This is a genomic window from Neobacillus muris, from assembly GCF_943193175.1.
In the GTDB taxonomy this organism is placed as follows: Bacteria; Bacillota; Bacilli; order Bacillales; family Cytobacillaceae; genus Neobacillus; species Neobacillus muris.
The window spans coordinates 48,483-69,479 of sequence record NZ_CALPDF010000009.1 but is presented as its reverse complement, the minus strand read 5'-3'; the positions used below and the strand labels follow the sequence as shown (position 1 = coordinate 69,479).

26 protein-coding genes are annotated in these 20,997 nt (G+C 41.9%); all 26 read left to right on the top strand.

Annotated elements, in window-relative coordinates; all coding sequences use genetic code 11:
- Window positions 1-5 precede the first annotated feature (5 nt).
- The 26 genes from NFS43_RS09050 to dxs all read left to right on the top strand — a co-directional run bounded on the left by NFS43_RS09050 (window position 6) and on the right by dxs (window position 20,995).
- Window positions 6-1,988: a heme lyase CcmF/NrfE family subunit gene (locus NFS43_RS09050; RefSeq protein ID WP_251551337.1), complete on the top strand. Its 1,983-nt coding sequence runs from the start codon at window positions 6-8 to the stop codon at window positions 1,986-1,988.
- 1 nt (window position 1,989) lies between these two features.
- Window positions 1,990-2,493, top strand: a complete 504-nt coding sequence (locus NFS43_RS09045; protein ID WP_251551336.1) for a cytochrome c-type biogenesis protein — start codon at window positions 1,990-1,992, stop codon at window positions 2,491-2,493.
- Between the two features lie 12 nt (window positions 2,494-2,505).
- Entirely contained in the window at window positions 2,506-2,880 is a 375-nt protein-coding gene (locus NFS43_RS09040) for a hypothetical protein (protein ID WP_251551335.1), read from the top strand.
- The gene (locus tag NFS43_RS09035; RefSeq protein ID WP_251551334.1) at window positions 2,877-3,872 is read left to right on the top strand and encodes a hypothetical protein; all 996 of its coding nucleotides are present in this window, start codon (window positions 2,877-2,879) and stop codon (window positions 3,870-3,872) included. Before NFS43_RS09040 ends, NFS43_RS09035 begins: the two co-directional genes overlap by 4 nt.
- Window positions 3,873-3,897: 25 nt before the next feature.
- Window positions 3,898-4,602 carry a heme ABC exporter ATP-binding protein CcmA gene (ccmA, locus tag NFS43_RS09030; protein ID WP_251551333.1) on the top strand — a complete coding sequence of 235 codons (705 nt, stop codon included), beginning with the start codon at window positions 3,898-3,900 and terminating at the stop codon, window positions 4,600-4,602.
- Window positions 4,599-5,279 carry a heme exporter protein CcmB gene (locus NFS43_RS09025; RefSeq protein ID WP_251551332.1) on the top strand — a complete coding sequence of 227 codons (681 nt, stop codon included), beginning with the start codon at window positions 4,599-4,601 and terminating at the stop codon, window positions 5,277-5,279. Before ccmA ends, NFS43_RS09025 begins: the two co-directional genes overlap by 4 nt.
- A gap of 3 nt (window positions 5,280-5,282) precedes the next feature.
- Complete coding sequence (locus tag NFS43_RS09020) at window positions 5,283-6,044, top strand: cytochrome c biogenesis protein (RefSeq protein WP_251551331.1); 762 nt, start codon at window positions 5,283-5,285, stop codon at window positions 6,042-6,044.
- An 11-nt stretch (window positions 6,045-6,055) separates the two neighbouring features.
- Window positions 6,056-6,187, top strand: coding sequence for a CcmD family protein (locus NFS43_RS09015; protein ID WP_251551330.1), 132 nt, complete (start codon window positions 6,056-6,058; stop codon window positions 6,185-6,187).
- Window positions 6,188-6,257: 70 nt separating this feature from the next.
- Complete coding sequence (locus NFS43_RS09010) at window positions 6,258-6,767, top strand: TlpA family protein disulfide reductase (RefSeq protein WP_251551329.1); 510 nt, start codon at window positions 6,258-6,260, stop codon at window positions 6,765-6,767.
- Between the two features lie 230 nt (window positions 6,768-6,997).
- Window positions 6,998-7,915, top strand: a complete 918-nt coding sequence (spoIIIAA, locus tag NFS43_RS09005; RefSeq protein WP_251551328.1) for a stage III sporulation protein AA — start codon at window positions 6,998-7,000, stop codon at window positions 7,913-7,915.
- Window positions 7,916-8,431: a stage III sporulation protein SpoIIIAB gene (spoIIIAB, locus tag NFS43_RS09000; RefSeq protein ID WP_251551327.1), complete on the top strand. Its 516-nt coding sequence runs from the start codon at window positions 7,916-7,918 to the stop codon at window positions 8,429-8,431.
- An 11-nt stretch (window positions 8,432-8,442) separates the two neighbouring features.
- A complete protein-coding gene (gene spoIIIAC, locus NFS43_RS08995) occupies window positions 8,443-8,646 on the top strand; it encodes a stage III sporulation protein AC (RefSeq protein WP_251551326.1) in 204 nt (67 codons plus the stop codon).
- Window positions 8,647-8,662: 16 nt separating this feature from the next.
- Entirely contained in the window at window positions 8,663-9,052 is a 390-nt protein-coding gene (spoIIIAD, locus tag NFS43_RS08990; protein WP_251551393.1) for a stage III sporulation protein AD, read from the top strand.
- 88 nt (window positions 9,053-9,140) lie between these two features.
- Entirely contained in the window at window positions 9,141-10,340 is a 1,200-nt protein-coding gene (spoIIIAE, locus tag NFS43_RS08985) for a stage III sporulation protein AE (RefSeq protein WP_277613918.1), read from the top strand.
- 16 nt (window positions 10,341-10,356) lie between these two features.
- On the top strand, window positions 10,357-10,992 hold the full coding sequence (gene spoIIIAF, locus NFS43_RS08980) for a stage III sporulation protein AF (protein ID WP_251551324.1): 636 nt from the start codon (window positions 10,357-10,359) through the stop codon (window positions 10,990-10,992).
- Window positions 10,982-11,650 (top strand): stage III sporulation protein AG, encoded by a 669-nt coding sequence (spoIIIAG, locus tag NFS43_RS08975; protein ID WP_251551323.1) that lies wholly within the window; start codon window positions 10,982-10,984, stop codon window positions 11,648-11,650. Before spoIIIAF ends, spoIIIAG begins: the two co-directional genes overlap by 11 nt.
- Window positions 11,651-11,664: 14 nt before the next feature.
- On the top strand, window positions 11,665-12,225 hold the full coding sequence (locus tag NFS43_RS08970; protein ID WP_251551322.1) for a SpoIIIAH-like family protein: 561 nt from the start codon (window positions 11,665-11,667) through the stop codon (window positions 12,223-12,225).
- Window positions 12,226-12,581: 356 nt separating this feature from the next.
- Window positions 12,582-13,097: an acetyl-CoA carboxylase biotin carboxyl carrier protein gene (gene accB, locus NFS43_RS08965; protein WP_251551321.1), complete on the top strand. Its 516-nt coding sequence runs from the start codon at window positions 12,582-12,584 to the stop codon at window positions 13,095-13,097.
- Between the two features lie 13 nt (window positions 13,098-13,110).
- Entirely contained in the window at window positions 13,111-14,466 is a 1,356-nt protein-coding gene (accC, locus tag NFS43_RS08960) for an acetyl-CoA carboxylase biotin carboxylase subunit (protein ID WP_251551320.1), read from the top strand.
- A gap of 18 nt (window positions 14,467-14,484) precedes the next feature.
- Window positions 14,485-14,892 carry an Asp23/Gls24 family envelope stress response protein gene (locus NFS43_RS08955; protein ID WP_251551319.1) on the top strand — a complete coding sequence of 136 codons (408 nt, stop codon included), beginning with the start codon at window positions 14,485-14,487 and terminating at the stop codon, window positions 14,890-14,892.
- Between the two features lie 178 nt (window positions 14,893-15,070).
- Window positions 15,071-15,469 (top strand): transcription antitermination factor NusB, encoded by a 399-nt coding sequence (gene nusB / locus NFS43_RS08950; RefSeq protein ID WP_251551318.1) that lies wholly within the window; start codon window positions 15,071-15,073, stop codon window positions 15,467-15,469.
- Between the two features lie 31 nt (window positions 15,470-15,500).
- Entirely contained in the window at window positions 15,501-16,355 is an 855-nt protein-coding gene (folD, locus tag NFS43_RS08945) for a bifunctional methylenetetrahydrofolate dehydrogenase/methenyltetrahydrofolate cyclohydrolase FolD (protein WP_251551317.1), read from the top strand.
- A gap of 122 nt (window positions 16,356-16,477) precedes the next feature.
- Window positions 16,478-17,842 (top strand): exodeoxyribonuclease VII large subunit, encoded by a 1,365-nt coding sequence (gene xseA / locus NFS43_RS08940; protein ID WP_251551316.1) that lies wholly within the window; start codon window positions 16,478-16,480, stop codon window positions 17,840-17,842.
- A complete protein-coding gene (locus NFS43_RS08935; protein WP_251551315.1) occupies window positions 17,826-18,059 on the top strand; it encodes an exodeoxyribonuclease VII small subunit in 234 nt (77 codons plus the stop codon). The genes xseA and NFS43_RS08935 overlap by 17 nt, the downstream gene beginning before the upstream one ends.
- A 2-nt stretch (window positions 18,060-18,061) precedes the next feature.
- A complete protein-coding gene (locus NFS43_RS08930; RefSeq protein WP_251551314.1) occupies window positions 18,062-18,952 on the top strand; it encodes a polyprenyl synthetase family protein in 891 nt (296 codons plus the stop codon).
- 147 nt (window positions 18,953-19,099) lie between these two features.
- Window positions 19,100-20,995: a 1-deoxy-D-xylulose-5-phosphate synthase gene (gene dxs / locus NFS43_RS08925; RefSeq protein ID WP_251551313.1), complete on the top strand. Its 1,896-nt coding sequence runs from the start codon at window positions 19,100-19,102 to the stop codon at window positions 20,993-20,995.
- Window positions 20,996-20,997 lie beyond the last annotated feature (2 nt).

The following is a 20,997-nucleotide window of genomic DNA, read 5'->3' as shown; positions in this document are numbered from 1 at the left end:
ACCAAATGTATCTATTCTCAAACGCAACGATCTATTTAGGATTAGCGCTTGCAGTATTCTCACTGCTTATCATCACTCTAGGCATCAGCACGAAGAATCAAAAGATGGTTAACAGCGGAAAAGGCGGAATGCTTGCCTTATTGATTTGTGCTTCAATGGCCATGCTGTCATTATTCTATCTCCTGGGAACATCACAGTTCCAGTATGAATATGTCACAGACTATACGAGCAGTGAACTGCCGCTCATTTATAAACTAACAGCTCTATGGGCTGGCAACGCAGGTTCTTTATTGCTGTGGACGTTCTTCTTAACTCTTTATGCCGTCATGATTGCTTTTTCAAGAAAAATGAAAGGGAATCCAATGATTCCTTATATCTCTGCCATACTTATGGCGAATGCTGTATTCTTCTTTATCATCTTGGCATTTGTGGCAAAGCCATTCGTATTATTAGACACCATTCCGGCAGAGGGAAAAGGTTTGAATCCAATGCTGCAAAACCCGGGAATGATTATCCACCCGGTCACTCTCTATCTCGGGTATGTAGGTCTTGCAGTGCCGTTTGCCTTTGCCATGGCAGCGCTGATTTTGAAAAATGCTGATGACTTCTGGATCAAAATGACTAGACGCTGGACTATTGTTGCCTGGTTATTTTTAAGCCTTGGAAATATTTTTGGCGGCCAATGGGCTTATGTAGAGCTTGGCTGGGGCGGATATTGGGCATGGGATCCAGTTGAAAATGCCTCATTTATGCCATGGTTGACAGCCACAGCCTTCCTGCACTCTGTCATGATTCAGGAACGGAAGAATATGCTGAAGGTTTGGAACATCAGTTTGATTATTGTATCCTATGCCTTAACCTTGTTCGGCACTTTCTTAGTAAGAAGCGGTGTACTAACAAGTGTCCATGCTTTTAGTAACTCCAATCTCGGTTTATATTTCTTAATCTTTATGGCTATTGCCGTTATTGGCGGGCTTTATGTGTTAATGAGCCGTTACAATTTGTTAAAACGAAGTGCCGGTGAATTCCAATCGCTCGTTTCAAAAGAAAGCAGCTTCCTGGTGAACAATCTTCTGCTTGTCGGCGCCGCTTTTGCTGTATTCTGGGGAACAATTTTTCCGCTGGTTTCAGAAGCTGTTCGAGGAACAAAAGTTACCGTAGGTCTTCCATTTTTCAACAAAGTTGAGGCGCCAATTTTATTATCGATGATGTTTGTAATGGCGGTTTGTCCTATGCTTGCCTGGCAAAAATCCACCGTCAAAAACCTTAGAAAAAACTTTTTGATTCCTGCCATCCTTGCTGTGATCGCCATGGCCTTAATGATTGCCTTGGGAATGCATAAAGCATGGGCTGTAATTGGATATGGGATCATTAGTCTCTTGCTGGTCACCCATTTCTTGGAATTCTACCGAGGGGTTAAGGCCCGAAGAAAAATGACCAAGGAAAGGCCGCTTGTTGCTTTATATCGGTTAATGATCCGCAATCGCCGCCGGTATGGCGGATATTTGGTCCACTTGGGAATTGCTTTTATTGCCATGGGAATTATCGGCTCCCAAAATTATGATGTAGAGACCATGAAAACAGTACCACTAGGCGGCTCAATAGAACTAGGTGATTACCGGCTCAACTATGAACGTCTTGATCAGAAAAAAGAAGGAATCAATGATATCGTATACGCGGATGTGACTGTATTTAAGAACGGTGAAAAACTAGGAACCTATCAGCCGGAAAAAGTTTTTTATGGCAACTGGGACCAGCCCTCTTCTGAGGTGGCGATCATCTCGTCCGTGAAAGAGGACCTATACATTGTCTTAAGCGCATGGGAGGATGACGGAAAGGCGACTTTCGTTGTTAAAATAAACCCTATGATGAATTGGTTGTGGATTGGATCCTTCATGATTGTCATAGGTGCACTTTTTGCGATATGGAATGGGAAATATGGAAATGTCACCCCGAGGTATACTGGGGTGCGCAAAGAGGTGGCATAGCATGAAAAGGAAATTCTATTTAGCTTTTCTTTTGATTTTCATCTTATTACAAACCTCAATCATACAAGTAAAGGCAGCAGAAATTGATTACAAATCTGCCGAGTTCAAGGCTGTCGCATCGCAGTTTCGCTGCACTTGCGGATGTGGGCAGGATCATTATGAATGTGACCCAAACACATGCAGTGAAACCAAAGAGTTTAAGAAAGATCTAGTTGATATGATGAATAAAGGCTGGGATAAAGATAAAATCCGAGATTATTATGTCAACATCTATGGAGAGGAAATACTGACCGCTCCTGAAAAAAGCGGGTTTAGTTTGACGGCTTGGATTCTTCCTTTTGCAGCTTTAGGCATCGCTGGAGCCGGATTATTTTTTGTCATCCGTAAGTGGGTCAAGAGAAATGGCCCTGAGGAGACAGCTGCAGTTGAGCAGAATATCGAAGAAGAAGTTGAGGATGAAATCCTATCATCCTTAATTGATGAAGAACGTAAAAAGTATCTTTAGGATGTGAACATTATGCCGGATATCTCCATTGTTTCCATAATATTTACTGCTGCGTTAGTGTTAGTTTGCCTATTTTTAATCTTATCCCCGATGTTTAAGTGGGACACTTACTTTCATTTTAGGCCAGGCAGCCAGGATTTATCAGCAACAAAAGAGTCCCTGCTAACGACTTTAAATGAATTGGAATTCGAGTACAAAATGGATAAGATTTCTCATACCGATTACAAAAATTTAAAAAAGCAATATGAGGTGGAAATTGCGAACATTTTGCAGGAAGAAGAACAACTGCAGACAGTCAGCATTGACCAAGAGTTAATGGATGAAGTGGAAAAAGAAATTGAAGAACAAATGAAATCCTACAGGAAGCAAAAGGGGGATGTAAAGTGATTAAGAAAATCCCCGTATTCCTCCTTGGCTTGCTGTTGCTTTTCCCTATTTATGGTAAAGCAGCATCTGACTCTAACATTGTGATTGATATGGATTATCTTGTTGTCAGTCCCGGGGAGGATGGATCCACCAATATGATGTACATGGTGAACTATTCCAATACATCTGATCAGGAATATAAAGGTGATGGAGAAGGCGAGGCAGTACTGAAGGTAACCCTTCCGAAAGGGATGAAGGACTTAAATTTTTCAGATAACACAATTGCCTTTAAACAGACAGAAACTGGTTTTATTACCACTACTCCAATACCTGCCAATCAAACCATGGTACTGCCTTACAGTTACAGGGTCGAAAAAGGGGAGGAGATCAAACTCACTGTAGACTATCCGGTACAGTTGTTCCAAATTCTAGTGCCGGAGGGTATGGGAAGTATTGAAATAAAAGGAATGGATTTTACCAGCCAAGGGCTTTTCAAATTTGATGATCAAAACTATTGGGGTTACAGTATTGAAAATATCAAGGCGGACCAGACGTTTACGATGGTCTATAACAAGGACGTTCAGCCTAAAAGTGATGATGCCGTGCAGGCGGAGACCGATGGAACAAATCAAAGCACCAGCTCTGTCACACATACCGCACCTGCTTTCCATAACCCCGGACACTTAAGAATGTGGGCCCAATCACCATTGCACCGATTTAATCCGCATGTGTTTTTGATCATCATGGGAGCCATCATCATAGCAGGGGTTTCCTACTTTATATATTTTAGAAGGAAAGCTAGATTAGACCAGGAACGTCTAGGAGCAGATAAGGAAGAGAAGGCCTTTAAACTGCTCATGTCCAAACAAAAAGCGATTATGGATAAAATTATCGAATTAGAAGAAACCTTTGGTGATGGTAAGCTGAACGAAGAAGAATATCAGGCAAAGCTTAATGCCTATAAACAGCATTTAGTGCAGGTGAAATTAAGTTTGCGCCAATTCATTGAGTAGCTTGCTAGTATGGGAGGGACTGCAAATGATAGACATAACCAAGCTGACAAAGCAAGCGGACAATAAGTTGATTTTGCGCGGCATTGACCTCAAGGTAAAAAAAGGAGAAACATTAGCCATCCTGGGACCAAATGGAGCTGGTAAAAGTACACTTTTAAAGATTATGGCAGGCTTGATTAAACCCACTTCCGGGTTAGTCAAGATGAAGGGGCTCGACTTGAGGAAAAATGCCAATGAAGTAAAAAAAAGCATCGGTTATTTGCCCCATGCAAGCTTACTTTATGACCATTATTCACCACTGGAGAATCTTGTTTTTTTTGGAAAATTATACAGAGTGGATAACGCGGAAGAGCGTGCCATTCAACTAGTAAAAGAGGTAGAGTTATCTTACTTTTTACATGACCCAGTAAAAAACTTTTCGCGCGGGATGATTCAAAGAATAGCCATAGCCAGAGCGATAATCCACAACCCGGAAATTCTGCTTTTGGATGAACCGCATACTGGCCTGGATCAGGGAGCAATGACGATCTTAAACAATGTCATCCTTTCTATGAAAGAAAAAGGGACGACCACATTAATGGTCACCCATGATTTTAAGCAGGCAGCCGAAATCTGTGATCGGATTATTATCTTAAAAAATGGAAAAATAGTGGATGATTTTACAGTGAAAGATCAATCTTTGGGAATGGTAACTGAAAAGTATAAGATTCAGATGGAGGGAGTTTCATGAACCTATTAAAATCTTCCCTCCTGCTGGCAAAAAAAGATTTGTTTTCTGAATGGAAAACGAAACAGGTGCTTGTCACCCAGATTATTTTTGCCAGTTTGGTGATTGTGGTATTCAGCTTTGCTTTTGACCCTTCCAATAATATGACAAAGGCCGTGATCCCGGGAATTATTTGGGTTATTATCGTGTTCGCTGGTGTTTTGGGCTTAAACCGATCCATTGTTTCAGAACAGCGAAATGAAACCTTGCATGCCTTATTAGTGGCACCCATGGCGCCAGCTGGCATTTTTTTAGGGAAATTCTTATCCAACTTCACGATGATTATCATTGTTGAGATCATTGCGATTCCGTTTTTGTTTTTGCTGTTTGATTTTAACATGGCAGGAAGTATCCCTTATTTTATTCTGATTATTTTTGTTGGCAGCTTTGGTTTTGTTTCCATCGGAACGTTTTTAGCAGCGTTGGCCGGGAATTCAAAAAGCAGTGAAATGCTGCTTCCTTTATTGCTGTTTCCAATTGCAAGTCCAGTTCTGATCGGGGTTACCCAGGCAACTAGGATCATTTTATCAGATATGAGCAAATTATCGAGTGCACTGGCATGGACCCAGATGGTTGCATCCTATGATGTTATTTTCTTTGTCATTTCATTATTTTTAATTGATTATGTGCTGGAGGTTTAAGCAATGAGTATGAATCTAGAACGTGAAAAACCGGTGCTCCCTGAAACAAAGCTTTCGGAAACGAAGCGCTCGTATCTGCCAAAGGTATTATTGGGCAGTACCATTGTGACAATGTTGACGTCAATCTATTTTATCTTCCTTTATGCAGAGGAAGAAAAAACAATGGGCGCTGCCCAAAAAATCTTTTATTTCCATGTAAGTTCCGCGTGGGTTGCCTTTTTTGCCTTTTTTGTAACTTGTGTGTTTAGTATTCTGTTTCTAGTAAAACGACAAAGGATATTTGATACATATGCCTATGTGTCAGCGGAAATTGGTGTTGTATTCACCATCATTGTTTTAACAACAGGTCCCATTTGGGCGAAGTCAGCGTGGAACACATGGTGGGTTTGGGAGCCGAGGCTGATTACCACCCTGATTCTATTTTTTATTTACATTGCTTACATTATGATTCGCCAAATGGATGGAGTTTGGGATAAAAAGGCAAGGCTGGCGTCTGTCTTTGGCATTATTGGGTTTGTGGATGTTCCGATCGTATTCTTTGCCATTCGCTGGTGGCAGACAAAATTGCATCCGGTCGTATTTGGTGAAGGATCGGACCAATCAGGAGGCGGCATAGCCCCTACCATGCTTGCCGCATTGTTAATTTCGATACTAGCTTTCACTGTTCTTTATGGTTATCTGTTAAATAAGGGTGTCACACTTGAAAATATGAAAATAAAGGTAGAGCATTACAAAGAAAAATTAAGAGCAGATATGGAAAATTAGGAGGAATTAAGATGAATTATCAATATATGTATGCCGCATATACGGTTGCCTGGGTTGTTATTTTTGGCTATATTTTTATTCTGGACAGAAAACAAAGCAAACTGAAGAAGGAAATTGAATTTTTAAAACTGCTGGAGAAATAAATTGAATTAGGCTGGCGATTACGCCGGCGTATTTCGTACAATACCCATGGGTGGTAGGGGAGGCGATACGATGAAGAAACCGATCATTAAATCACTCGTGTTGATTCTAATTATTAGCATGTTTGGTTTTTTTGGATATAGCTTGGTCACAAAAGGAAAACACACGGATGTAGGTGACCAGGCTTATAAATTCGAACTGCCAAATTATGATGGGAGTACAACCAAACTTTCGGATTATAAAGGCGAAGTGGTGATTTTGAATTACTTTGCGAGCTGGTGTGCTCCATGTAAGGAAGAATTTCCAGAGCTGGCGGCCTTTCAAAAGGATTATGGGAACAAATATCCTTTACTGATGATAAATCGTGGTGAAACCATTGATCGTATCAAAAAGGTTTCTGAAAACAATAAAGACAAAATGACGTATCTCTTTGATTATAACGCCAAGGTGGCAAAGCAGTTTAATGTAACGGGACAGCCGGAAACCTTTGTCATTGATAAACAGGGAGTCATCAGAGAACATTATAACGGTCCGGTAACGGAAATGCAGTTATACAACTGGGCAAAAAAATACGACAACTAATAGGAAAAGGATTGGCCTTTATTAAGGTTCAATCCTTTTTTTGTTTGCAAATTCAATCAGTAGATTAAAAGAATAGCGTGATTTGACAGTCATAATGTGGCCAAGCAGGCATACATTTTAAATAGCAGATACTAGAGAGGCCAGTAACAAGGATGCGAAACAAGCAAGATATCCCAAATGGAATCCGAAAGAAGTGTTTAATAAGCCAAAGAACTAAAGGAGGCAGCTATGTGGAAACCATTCAAAGCTTTTTGCCAAAAAACATTGCAGAACAAATGAAACAAATCCCTCCTAAACAGCTAGAAGAATTGGAAGAAATCAGAATTAGAATTCACCGGCCGATTGAGCTGTCGATAAAGGGGACCCCGTGTTTTTTGCCGTATATCATTCAGCCGGAGGATGCCATTCACTTGTTAAATAAAATCAGCCACTTTTCGATCTATACCCTGGAAGAGGAACTTAAACGAGGTTATATAACAGTTTCCGGCGGTCATCGAATAGGGCTGGCCGGAAAAGTCATCTTGGAAGAAGGCAGGGTAAAGGCGATTAGGGATGTTTCGTCATTTAACATTCGAATCGCCAGGGAAAAAATCGGAAGCGCTCAAGGCATCATTCCATTTATATATAACGGAACCTGGCAGAATACCATGGTAATCGGAGCGCCTCAAACAGGAAAGACCACCTTGCTTCGAGATATTGCCAGAATTATTTCAACCGGCGGCAGAAATATTCCTGCCTGCAAGGTTGGAATTGTCGATGAACGAAGTGAAATTGCCGGATGTGTCAATGGGGTTCCGCAATTAACATTCGGGCACCGCCTGGATGTGCTGGATGCCTGTCCAAAAGCGGAGGGAATGATGATGATGATCCGCTCCATGAGTCCAGAGGTGTTAATTGTGGATGAAATTGGCCGCTGGGAAGACACCGAGGCCATACTGGAGGCTGTCCATGCCGGAATTAAGCTGATCATGACAACGCACGGGACGAGCTTGGAAGAGATAACGGGGAGGCCGACGCTAAAAGAGATAATCAGCCAGAAAATTTTTCAGCGTTTTGTTGTCCTTAATAGAAGCGATGGTCCTGGAACGATTACTCATATACTGGATGAATCCGGAAGAGAATTGAAGCAAAAAGTGAGTGTGACATAGATGGTAAAACTGATTGGCGCCATATTTATTATTGTGGCCACCACATTGACCGGCTTCGAGGCCTCCAGGCATTTTAGTGACCGTCCCAAACAGTTAAGGGCGTTAAGGAGCGCCTTGCAATCGCTTGAAGCAGAAATTATGTATGGGCACACCCCCTTGCATGAGGCAGCAAGGAGGCTGGCAGAACAATTGTCTAAGCCGCTTTCCACCTTCTTTTCCACCTTTTCTCAAAAATTAATGGATACTGAAACGACAGTAAAGGAGGCCTGGCAGTCCAGTCTAAAAGAAGTTTGGAATGCTACGGCCCTCAAAAAAGCAGAATTTGAGATTATGAAGCAATTTGGAGAGACCTTGGGGCGCCATGATCGCTTTTCCCAGCAAAAGCAGATTATGCTGACTCTTTCCCATTTAGAAAGAGAAGAAGCTGAAGCTGTCCAAGCACAGGCAAAATACGAAAAAATGGTCAAGAGTCTGGGATTTTTGTCAGGCTTGCTGTTGATTATTCTACTATTTTAGGGGGAAAAGCAATGGGTTTAGAAGTGGATATTATTTTTAAAATAGCCGGAGTGGGAATTGTTGTGGCATTTCTTCATACCGTGCTGGATCAAGTAGGCAAAAAAGAGTATGCCCAATGGGTGACATTGTTTGGATTCATCTACATTCTTTTCCAGGTGGCATCGATTGTGAGTGATTTGTTCCAAAAAATTAAATCGGTGTTTTTGTTTCAATAGAAGGGAGGGCTTTGCGATTGAGATTCTTAAAATAGTTGGAATAGCGCTGGTTGCTACCTTTCTCTCCTTAATTATTAAAGAGCAAAAACCAAACATTGCCTTCCTGTTAATTGTGTTTGTCGGCTGCTCCATCTTTCTTTTTTTAGTAGATAAAATTTATGAGATCATTCATATGCTCGAGCGGCTGGCGCTGAATGCAAAGGTAAATATGGTTTATGTGGAAACAATCCTCAAAATCATTGGAATTGCCTACATAGCCGAATTTGCTGTCCAGATTACCAAGGATGCCGGCCAGGGAGCAATCGCTTCAAAAATTGAATTAGCAGGAAAAATCATCATTCTAGCCATGGCTATACCGATCCTGACGGTGCTAATTGAGACGATTATCAAGCTGATTCCAAGTTAAAACCAGGACTGAAGTAAAAAAGAAAACGGAGCGCTGGAGTACTAATGGCAAGAGAGGAGCGCTTGGCGTTTTTAAAGAGGTGTAACCATTGAAGCAAAGGCTGCAGTTCATTCCTATAATGATAGTTCTATTTATGTTTTTTTTTACGTCAGGTGTACAAGCTGTCGAGAATAATGAAGATTCGAAAACTCCTTCCTCACCTCAGGAACTGGTAGATGCTCAGCTGGAAACATTGGATTTATCTGAACTCACAAAGTTTTGGGAAGATATCTCCCAAAAATATGGCGGTTTTCTGCCCGAAAGCCAAAAGGGGAGCCTCTATGAGTTTATTAAAGGGGAGAAGGACTTTTCGTTAAAAGAGTGGGGGCAGGGATTTTTAAAATTTGTCTTCCATGAGTTCACAGCGAATGGAAAATTGCTGGGCACTTTAATTATGCTGGCTATTTTTAGTATGTTCCTGCAATCGATGCAAAACGCGTTTGAAAAAAGCAATATTAGCAAAATTGCCTATGCGATTGTTTATATGGTTTTGGTCATTCTTGCGCTCAATAGCTTTCACATTGCCATCAGTTATACCACTGAAGCAATTGAAACGATGATATCATTTGTGCTTGCGCTGATTCCCATTCTCCTTGCTTTAATTGCTGCTTCCGGAGGACTTGTGTCAGCAGCCTTTTTTCATCCAGTTATCCTGTTTTTAATGAATACCAGTGGGTTGTTCATGCAATACATTATCCTTCCGCTGCTTTTTCTAGGCACCTTGCTCAGTGTTGTCAGCACCATATCTGAACAGTATAAGGTTACACAGCTGGCTGGGCTGCTGAGAAATTGGAGCATCGGATTAATGGGATTGTTTTTAACGGTATTTCTAGGGGTTATATCCGTGCAGGGGGCATCAGCTGCCGTCACGGATGGAATCACGATCCGAACTGCAAAATTTATTACGGGAAACTTTATACCGGTTATCGGCAGAATGTTTACCGATGCGACCGATACGGTCGTAAGTGCCTCCGTGTTGTTAAAAAATACGGTTGGCATCGCCGGAGTGGCAATCCTGCTGATCATTGTGGCATTTCCAGCTTTGAAAATTTTAATGATTTCTTTTATTTATAAATTTGCCGCTGCCATCCTTCAGCCGTTAGGCGGCGGGCCAATCATTACCTGTTTGGATATTATCAGCAAGAGTGTGATTTATGTATTTGCAGCATTAGCCATTGTTTCACTTATGTTCTTCTTAAGCATTACGGTCATTGTGGCCGCTGGAAATTTAACGATGATGATGAGATAGGAGGTGCGCAGCCGAGATGGAATTTTTAAAAGAGTGGGTTACTAATATCATTCTCTTCATTCTGCTGGCGACCGTCATTGATATGCTCCTTCCAAATTCCAGCTTTCAAAAATACACCAAAATGGTGACAGGGCTACTATTAATTGCGATTATTCTCACTCCGATTTTGAAACTTATCTCCAATGACTTCGAATCAGCGATTGCAGCCATTCCATCGGCAGGAAACTCAGGAGAAAAAAATATGGAAAATTTAATAGATTTGAAGAAAAAAGAAATACAAGCCTCACAAGATGCATATATTTTAGAAGAAATGGCTGTCCAGCTGAAAAGCGGAGTTAAGGAGGAGTTGATGGAACAATACGGATTGGAGATAGCAAAAATCGATATTGAAACGGATGAACAAGTGGACAAAGCATTTCCTGAAAACCTCCAAAAGGTAATGATTCATTTAAAACAGCCGGATACAGGCAGTAAGGCAGTGGAAGCAATCAAGCCCATAGAAATTGATACAGAAACACCTCTTCCATCATCTCAAAAGTCATCAGGTGAAACTGAAAAAATAGCAGCATTTCTATCGCAAAAATGGAACGTATCCAAAGAAACAATCGATGTTTCGATAGAAGGGGGGATCCAGTCGAAAGATGAGCAATAATCAAGGACCGTTTTCATGGTTCAAAAAACTATTGAAACTTAACAATGAAACGAGCGAAGAAAAACCCGGAAAAAAACCAGGGAAATATCAGTATATGCTGCTTGTCCTCTGTATAGGGGCAGCCTTTATGATTGTTGGCAATGTCGTTATGACACCTGGAAAGAGCTCCGGGGAAAACCAACAGTCAAATGCAGCCCCAACTGAATCAGACGAAGATGTTCCGGCATTCGGCTTGAAAAAAAGTTCAACGAATCAGGCGATTGAAGATTATGAAGAAAAGTATGAAAGCCAGCTGGAAAAGGCTCTCCAAGAAATATTGGGTGTCAATGATGTAACGGTTGTTGTTACGATTGATTCAACTGATCGCAAGGTTCTCGAAAAAAATCAGGTGACGAAGGAACAGACTACCGAGGAAACAGACCGGGAAGGCGGCCAAAGAAAAGTCCAGGATATCTCAACAGATGAACAAGTTGTTATTATTCGCAATGGCGAAAAAGAGGTTCCCATTGTAGTTGAAACCAAAAGGCCTGATATTCGCGGTGTCATGGTAGTAGCCAAGGGCGCCGAAAATATTCAAGTGAAAAAGTGGATTGTGGAAGCAGTAACCAAGGCATTGGGCGTCCCAAGCCATCGCGTTGGGGTATTTCCTAAAAAATAAAAGGGGGATTTTACATGCTATTGAAAAAACAAACAGTTTGGTTATTAACCATGTTAAGTCTTGTCGTCGTATTATCAGTCTATTACATTACTTCACCAGAGCAAAAAACAAACAATCTTGCCCAGGTGCAGCAAGAGGCAGCAGATAAGGCAGAAACTAAAACGAAATCAAGTGCAAAATCCAATGAGGATGAAAAGACCATTGTTTCTACCATTGCCGGCGATGCTGAATTTGAAGAAATGCGGATGGAGCTTGATGAATCCCGAAGCAAGCAGGAAGAAGATTTAACCAATACGATTGCATCCACCAATCTCCCGCCTAGTGAGCGCAGCAAAGCCAAGGATCAAATGGAGCAGCTGAGGGAAACTGCCCAAAAGGAAGAACTGTTGGAGGGCTTAATCAAAACAATGGGATATGAGGATGTCCTCGTCAGAGCCGATGGGGAAAAAGTAAATGTGACGGTTAAATCAAAAAATAAACCATCCGCTTCTGAAGCAAACAAAATCATTCTTGAGGTTAAGAAAGAAATGGGAGAAACCAATTTTGTCGCTGTAACCTACCAGCCTTCCAAATAAAAAACCTAGGAAAAACAAGGTATCATTACCATTAGTCAAAAAGGAGAGCCGGAACGGCTTTCCTTTGTTTATTTATTGTTAAAAAGGAAAAAATAAACTTTTGATAGTCATTAAAGGACATCAAATTTCACATTTTTACCAGAACATATTAATATGAAAGAAGGGGAGTCTCTCCATAATACTAAAAATAGCTTATTGAACTAATAGGAGGTATTATCGTATAGTATTAGTAGCTAGTCATAAATTCAGTCGCTTCATTCATGATTTCTAAAGAGTCAATTTATGAAGCAGTTAGAATTTAGACAGCGGCAATAATCATAAAACAGTACATTATAAAGTACAAGGGGTGTATGTTAATGCTGAAAATACAAGAAATTCGCGAATTAATTAAACTAGTGGATCAGTCTAGCATTGATGAATTTGTGTATGAGAATGACGGTTCAAAAATTAAAATGAAGAAGATTGGAACAGCAGCAGTGACAACGGTTCAGCCAATTGTGCAAGCAGCTGCTCCACAAGTGCCTGCTGCGCCTCAAGTGACGTCTGCAGCGGTCAGTGAGCAAGCGGCACCGGTTTCTGGAGAAAAGCCAGCACAGGAAACAGCAAAAGCGGAATCACCTGCTTCTGAAAATCTACATAAAATTACTTCTCCTATGGTTGGCACATTTTATGCTTCTCCAAGTCCGGATGCTGATGTATACGTAAAACCAGGTTCAAAGGTATCCAAAGATACAGTAGTCTGTATCGTGGAGGCTATGAAATTATTTAATGAAATTGAAGCCGAAGTAAATGGAGAAATTGTCGAAGTATTGGCGAAGAATGGACAGCTAGTAGAATACGGCCAACCGTTATTTTTGGTAAGACCTGAATAAGGAGCGTAACAGGATGATAAGAAAACTGTTAATTGCAAATAGAGGAGAAATAGCAGTCAGGATCATTAGGGCCTGCCGTGAGATGGGAATCGAGTCAGTTGCTGTATATTCTGAGGCAGACCGCGAGGCATTGCATGTGCAGCTGGCTGATGAAGCGTACTGTATTGGACCCACATCGTCAAAGGACAGTTATTTAAACGTAGCAAATATAATCAGTGTAGCCAAATTAACAGGCTGTGACGCCATTCACCCAGGCTATGGTTTCTTAGCGGAAAATGCCGATTTTGCTGAACTTTGCCGGGAATGCAATATTACCTTTGTCGGTCCAAGTCCAGAAGCCATTAACAAGATGGGAACGAAGGATATAGCAAGAGAAACCATGAGAGAAGCTGGTGTTCCGATTGTGCCTGGATCGCAAGGAATTATCAGTGATATCGATGAAGCCATTAATTTGGCCCGCAAAATTGAGTACCCTGTAATCATAAAAGCAACTGCCGGCGGAGGCGGGAAAGGAATCCGCGTTGCCAGAAATGAGCAGGAATTGATCAAAGGCATTAATATTACCCAGCAGGAAGCATTAACAGCCTTTGGCAACCCTGGGGTCTATTTGGAAAAATATATTGAAGATTTCCGACATGTTGAAATTCAAATCCTTGCTGACAATTACGGCAATGCAATTCATTTGGGCGAAAGGGATTGCTCCATCCAGCGGCGCCTGCAAAAACTGCTGGAGGAATCACCTTCACCGGCACTTGATGGAGAAATTCGTGCAGAAATGGGAAATGCGGCTGTTAAGGCTGCAAAAGCAGTTGATTATTCAGGGGCGGGAACGGTAGAATTTATATATGATTACCGAAATCGCAAATTTTATTTCATGGAAATGAATACCAGAATTCAGGTGGAGCACCCAGTAACGGAAATGGTAACCGGGACAGATCTAATTAAAGAACAAATCCGGGTTGCAAATGGTGAAAAATTATTGTTGGCCCAGAAGGATGTCACCTTTAACGGATGGGCAATCGAGTGCCGGATCAATGCTGAAAATCCGGAGAAAAACTTTCTCCCTTCAGCTGGAAAAATTAAGATGTACTTGCCGCCTGGCGGCCTGGGAGTCCGAGTGGATTCTGCCGCGTATCCTGGGTACACCATTCCGCCTTATTATGATTCGATGATTGCCAAGGTAATTGCATATGGCAGTACAAGGGATGAGGCGATTGCCAGAATGAAGCGGGCACTGAGTGAATTTGTTGTGGAAGGCATTCACACCACCATTCCGTTTCACTTAAAACTCCTCGAACATGAAAAGTTTGTTGAAGGGGCATTCAACACCAAATTTCTTGAAATGTACGATGTGATGAAAACTGTTTAATAATTGGAGGTGTTTGGGATGAGTGAGTTTAATATTCTAGAAATGGAACAAGACAATGAAGGACTTGGAAAGATTGAGATTGCTCCAGAAGTAATCGAGGTGATTGCCGGCATAGCAGCATCTGAGGTTGAAGGTGTGTCTGGAATGCGCGGGAATTTTGCTGCCGGAGTAGTAGAACGGTTAGGAAGAAAAAACCATGGTAAAGGTGTAAAAGTAGAACTAGACGATACCGGCATCAAAATTGATGTGTACTGCCTAATAAAATTTGGCATTTCCATTCCAGCTGTTGCTGGAAAGATTCAAGAAAATATCCGCCAGGCTTTATTAAACATGACAGCTTTAGAGGCTGAGGAAGTTAATATCCATGTCGTCGGGGTTCAATTTGAAAATCAAAAGCAAGAACCCGCCGTTGAGGAAGAAGTCTAACCGAAAAACCAAAGGGCAGCCTTTGGTTTTTCTATTGCCACTTTTATTTCTGACCGTGCTAAACCTTGTTAGTTATGCTATTATCTTTTTATGTGTAAGGTTTTCTATTTGTTTAATACTAAATGATGTATATAAATAGACAAAACTAGTTAATACCGTAAAAGGAGATATATGTATAATGAAGAGACGAACAGCCAGAGAAAAGGCAATGCAAGCACTATTTCAAATTGATGTCAGCAGCAGTGAGCCATCAGAAGCGATCGGCCACGTATTGGATGGACAAGCTGGGGATGATTATCTATCAAACCTTGTTTTAGGTGTAATCGATCATAAACAAGTAGTCGACCAGCTTATTGTTAAAAACCTTGAAAAATGGTCGATGGACCGCCTGGCAGCTGTTGACCGGAATATCCTGAGGATTGCTGCTTATGAATTAAAATATTTGCAAGGGGAAGTGCCGGCAAATGTCGTTATAGACGAAGCCATCGAGATTGCCAAAATCTACGGGGACGACCAGTCAAGCAAGTTCATTAATGGTGTGCTATCCAAGGTGAAACAACAACTGACTGGCGAGTGAATAATCAAAGGGTAAGGGGAGAATGAGTGACATGACTGCACAGTTGATTAATGGCAAGGATATTGCCGCAAAAAAACGGGTTGAAATCGCCAAAGAGGTGCAAATTCTAAAGGGCAATGGGATTACCCCAGGGTTGGCTGTCATTTTGGTAGGGAACAATGATGCGTCAAAAACCTATGTACGCAATAAAGAAAAAGCATGTCAGGAACTTGGCATGAACTCTTTGCTAATTGAACTGGCAAACGGGGTGCCTGAGCAGGAGTTACTTGCCAAGATCGAAGAATTAAATGATGATCCCGCCATTCATGGAATTCTGGTGCAGCTCCCGCTTCCAGACCATATTGACGAAAGAAAAGTGATTGAAACGATCTCGCCATTAAAAGATGTGGATGGGTTTCATCCGATAAATATCGGCAGAATGATGACAGGGCAGAATGCCTTTTTACCTTGTACCCCATATGGAATAATGGTACTTCTTGATGAGACAGGAATTACTGTTGAAGGAAAACATGTCGTTATTGTTGGAAGAAGCAATATTGTCGGCAAACCAGTCGGACAGTTATTTTTAAATCAAAATGCAACGGTGACATATTGCCACTCCAAAACAAAGGATTTAAAGTTACATACCAGGCAGGCTGATATTGTTGTAGCAGCCGTAGGAATTCCAAACTTTATTACCGCAGACCATATTAAAGAAGGGGCAGTCGTAATTGATGTAGGGATCAACCGCAATGAAGCAGGGAAGCTCTGCGGTGATGTGAAATTTGATGAGGTAAGCGAAAAAGCAGGTTTTATTACCCCAGTTCCTAAGGGTGTGGGCCCCATGACAATTACGATGCTGATGTATAATACTTTAAAATCAGCGGCAGAAAGTTTAAACCAATAGAGTGTAATGTGAATTGTCCTTATCTTTTATTCAGCCGGTTGGTTCATCATCCTGACAAAACCATGTGCTGAATATATAATAGATAAGGACAGTTTTATTCTCACTTTTAAGAAGGAGCCGTTATGCAGGAACAACCATATTTAACTGTACATGCGTTAACTAAATACATAAAACGGAAATTTGATGCAGACCCCCATTTGCGTGACATCCATGTCCGCGGAGAAATTTCAAACTTTAAACAGCACTCTAGCGGCCATATGTATTTTACCTTAAAAGATGAAAACGCCCGCATTTTGGCAGTTATGTTTTCGCGGGAGTCCAGGACCATGAAATTTTCTCCGGAAAACGGGATGAAGGTCATCGTGAAAGGTGATATCACTGTATATGAACCGAGCGGCCAGTATCAAATATATATAAAAGCAATGCAGCCAGATGGGATCGGGGAGTTATTTTTAGCATATGAACAATTAAAACAAAGATTAGAAGCAGAAGGATTGTTTGCCTCTCAAAATAAAAAGCCTCTCCCGATGTTTCCTCAGACCATCGGGGTAATTACTTCACCGACAGGCGCTGCGATCAGGGACATCATAACGACCATAAAAAGACGATATCCAATTGGAAAAATCCTTGTATTTCCCGCTCTTGTCCAAGGGGATCATGCTGCACCATCGATTGCCAAAGCCATTGAACGAGCCAATGCGATGGGAGAAATGGATGTTTTAATTGTTGGGCGCGGCGGCGGGTCAATTGAAGAATTATGGGCTTTCAACGAGGAACTTGTCGCCCGGGCGATATACCAATCGCGGATTCCGATTATATCTGCGGTTGGCCATGAAACGGATTTTACGATCGCGGATTTTGTTGCTGACCTTCGGGCTCCAACCCCAACCGGCGCTGCAGAACTGGCAGTACCGCATATCGAGGAATTAATGGATAGAGTATTGCAGCGGCAGTCAAGGCTTCTTAGATCCATGCGGGAAAGATTCCGATTTGAATCAGAACGGCTGAACCGAGTGAAAAAATCTTATGCCTTCCGCTACCCGCATCGGTTATATGAGCAAAAGTTGGAACAGGCCGACAAGCTTACTGAAATGCTGGAACGGAATACCTTACGTTTAATTATGGGGAAGAAGGAACAACATGAAGTTTTGTTCCAACGAATTCAGCGAAATCATCCCCGCCAGGTGTTAGAGGATGCCAAACAAAAGTTTGAGAGACTACAAAAGGAAATGAACCGGGCCCTGCAGCATACGGTTACCAAAAAACAAACTGATTTTGACAAAATTCTTTCCACCCTTCAAGCGCTGAGTCCATTGAAGATTATGGAACGGGGCTATAGTTTGGCCTATACAGTGGATCATCGGCTTTTAAAAAGTGTTACGCAAGTCGAGCCGGATGAACAAGTTCAAATACAATTAACAGATGGGCAAGTATACTGTAAAGTAGAGACTATCGAGGGGAGTGAAAAAAATGCCAGCGGAAAATAACCTTTCTTTTGAAGAGGCAATGGCAAAATTAGAGCAAATTGTTGAAAAGCTTGAAGAAGGAGATGTTCCTTTAGAAGAGGCAATCAGCTTTTACAAAGAGGGCATGGAATTATCGAAACTTTGTCATGATAAATTAAAAAATGTTGAGGAACAATTAACCCAAATCATTACAGAGGACGGGCGTACGGAGAGCTTTTCAATTGATGAGGAGGATTAGTGGTGGAAACCAGGTTAGACTCATTTGCTGATGAATATAAAAAATTGCTTGAGATGGAACTGCGCTTGTTGGTGGAACAGCTGGATGCTCCGCCAATATTGAAGGAGTCGATGATATATTCTCTTGAAGCCGGCGGGAAGAGAATGCGGCCATTGCTTTTATTTGCCACACTTGATGCTTTCGGCATTGACCCGAAAAATGGCCTCCGGGCGGCAGCGGCCATTGAGATGATTCACACTTATTCACTCATCCATGATGACCTACCAAGTATGGATAATGATGATTTAAGACGTGGAAAACCAACCAATCATATTGTATACGGCGATGCGGTAGCCACGCTTGCTGGAGATGCTTTGTTAACTTATAGCTTTGAAGTGATAGCAAGTACTCCGTCAGAATTTGCTTCTCCTGAGACCAAACTTAAGCTAATTGCTGAAATGGCCAAAGCGGCAGGGACGGAAGGCATGGTTGGCGGACAGGTGGCAGATATGGAAGGGGAAGGAAAGGAACTTTCCATCGAGGAGCTTGAGTACATCCATATTCATAAAACCGGTAAGCTGTTAGGATTTAGTGTTCAGGCAGGTGCGATCTTGGCTGAGGCAAGCCAAACATTGCTTGACCAGCTTCGCGGATATGCCCATCACCTTGGACTTGCCTTTCAAATTCAGGATGATATTCTTGATTTGGTAGGCAATCAACAATTAATCGGCAAGCCAGTTGGCAGTGATACAGTTAATCATAAAAGCACTTACCCTAAAGTTTTGACTTTGGAAGGCGCAAGGGATGCCCTCAGGAACCACATACTGAGCGCCAAGGAATATCTGCAGCTCACAGGTCTAAATACGGGTTTGCTAATGGAATTATCCGATTTAGTTGCTTCACGGGACCGTTAAAAAACAGCTATTTGAGGCAATATAATTAGTATGTTATAATGAATTGAAATCTAGAACCGTGAACAATGCCGTTATCACGCCCGTGTTAGCGGCTTATTTTTAACTAGCCGCTAGAGAAGAAAAAGTATGAAAGTGAGTGATCCATGTATGGATCTATTATCAATCAAAGACCCTGCCTTTCTAAAAGGGCTGTCAAATGCTGAACTCGAGGTATTAAGCAGGGATATCCGCCGCTTTTTAATCGAAAAGCTCTCCGTTACCGGAGGCCATATTGGACCCAATTTAGGAGTGGTGGAATTAACCATCGCTTTACATAAATGCTTCGACAGTCCCAAAGACAAGATTATTTGGGATGTTGGGCACCAGTCATACGTCCATAAAATCCTGACAGGGAGAGCTGGTGAATTTGATACATTAAGACAGTTTAAAGGACTATGCGGCTTTCCAAAAAGGGTCGAAAGTGAACATGATGTCTGGGAGACTGGGCATAGTTCTACCTCGTTGTCCGCTGCAATGGGGATGGCGATTGCTAGAGACCTCAAAAAAGAAAAGCATTATGTGGTACCTGTAATCGGTGATGGGGCCTTGACCGGCGGTATGGCGCTAGAGGCTTTGAACCATATTGGACATGAAAAAAAGGACATGATTGTCATATTAAATGATAATGAAATGTCGATTGCCCCAAATGTGGGAGCTGTGCATAATATCCTTGGACAATTACGCACAGCAGGAAAATATCAATGGGTAAAAGATGAACTGGAGGTCCTCTTGAAAAAGGTTCCTGCTGTGGGCGGCAAATTGGCTGCTACCGCAGAACGAATTAAAGACAGCCTGAAATATCTTTTTGTTTCCGGCATGTTCTTTGAAGAATTGGGATTTACTTATTTAGGGCCAATCGATGGACATAATTTTGAAGCTCTTTTCGAAAATCTGGCCTATGCCAAAAAAACTGAAGGGCCAGTTCTTCTTCATGTAGTGACCAAAAAGGGTAAAGGGTTTAAACCGGCGGAAACGGATAAAATAGGTACTTGGCATGGCACAGGGCCCTATAAAATGGATACAGGCGATTTTGTGAAACCCAGCAAAAAACAGCCGCCAGCCTGGAGCAGTTTGGTTAGTGAGACAGTTAGGCGGATTGCCCGTGATGATAACAGGGTAGTAGCCATCACTCCGGCTATGCCTGTCGGTTCTAAGCTTGAAGGATTTGCCCGTGAATTTCCTGACCGCATGTATGATGTGGGGATTGCCGAACAGCATGCGGCAACAGTCGCAGCAGGTCTGGCAACTCAGGATATGAAGCCATTTCTGGCGATCTATTCCACTTTTCTGCAGCGGGCATATGATCAAGTGGTTCATGATATTTGCCGGCAAAATTTGAACGTGTTTATTGGCATTGACCGTGCGGGGTTAGTTGGAGCAGACGGAGAGACCCATCAAGGAGTTTTTGACATTGCGTTTTTACGGCATGTTCCTAATATAGTATTAATGATGCCGAAAGATGAAAATGAAGGCCAGCATATGGTTTATACGGCTTTAAATTATGATAAAGGGCCAATTGCCATGAGATTTCCGCGCGGCAATGGAGTCGGTGTTCCTTTGGATGAGAACTTGCAGGCCATCCCGATTGGGTCCTGGGAGGTTTTGAAAGAAGGCTATGATGCAGCGATCTTAACCTTCGGAACAACCATCCCAATGGCACTTGATGCCGCCATGAAGCTTGAAAAGCAGGGGATATCGGTACAGGTTATCAATGCCAGGTTTATCAAACCATTTGATGAAACAATGCTGACGAATATTTTGGATAAGCATATCCCAATTCTTACCATTGAGGAAGCTGTTCTTCAAGGGGGATTTGGCAGTGCCGTTCTTGAGTATGCCCATGACCAGGGGTATTATCACACGCAAATTGACAGAATGGGTATACCGGACCAATTTATTGAACATGGAGATGTGGATTCACTGCTTGGAGAAATTGGACTTACCGCAGAGGAAGCTGTAAAAAGAATCTCTATTATGGCCGGCAAAAAACAGCAAAGGGCTTAACA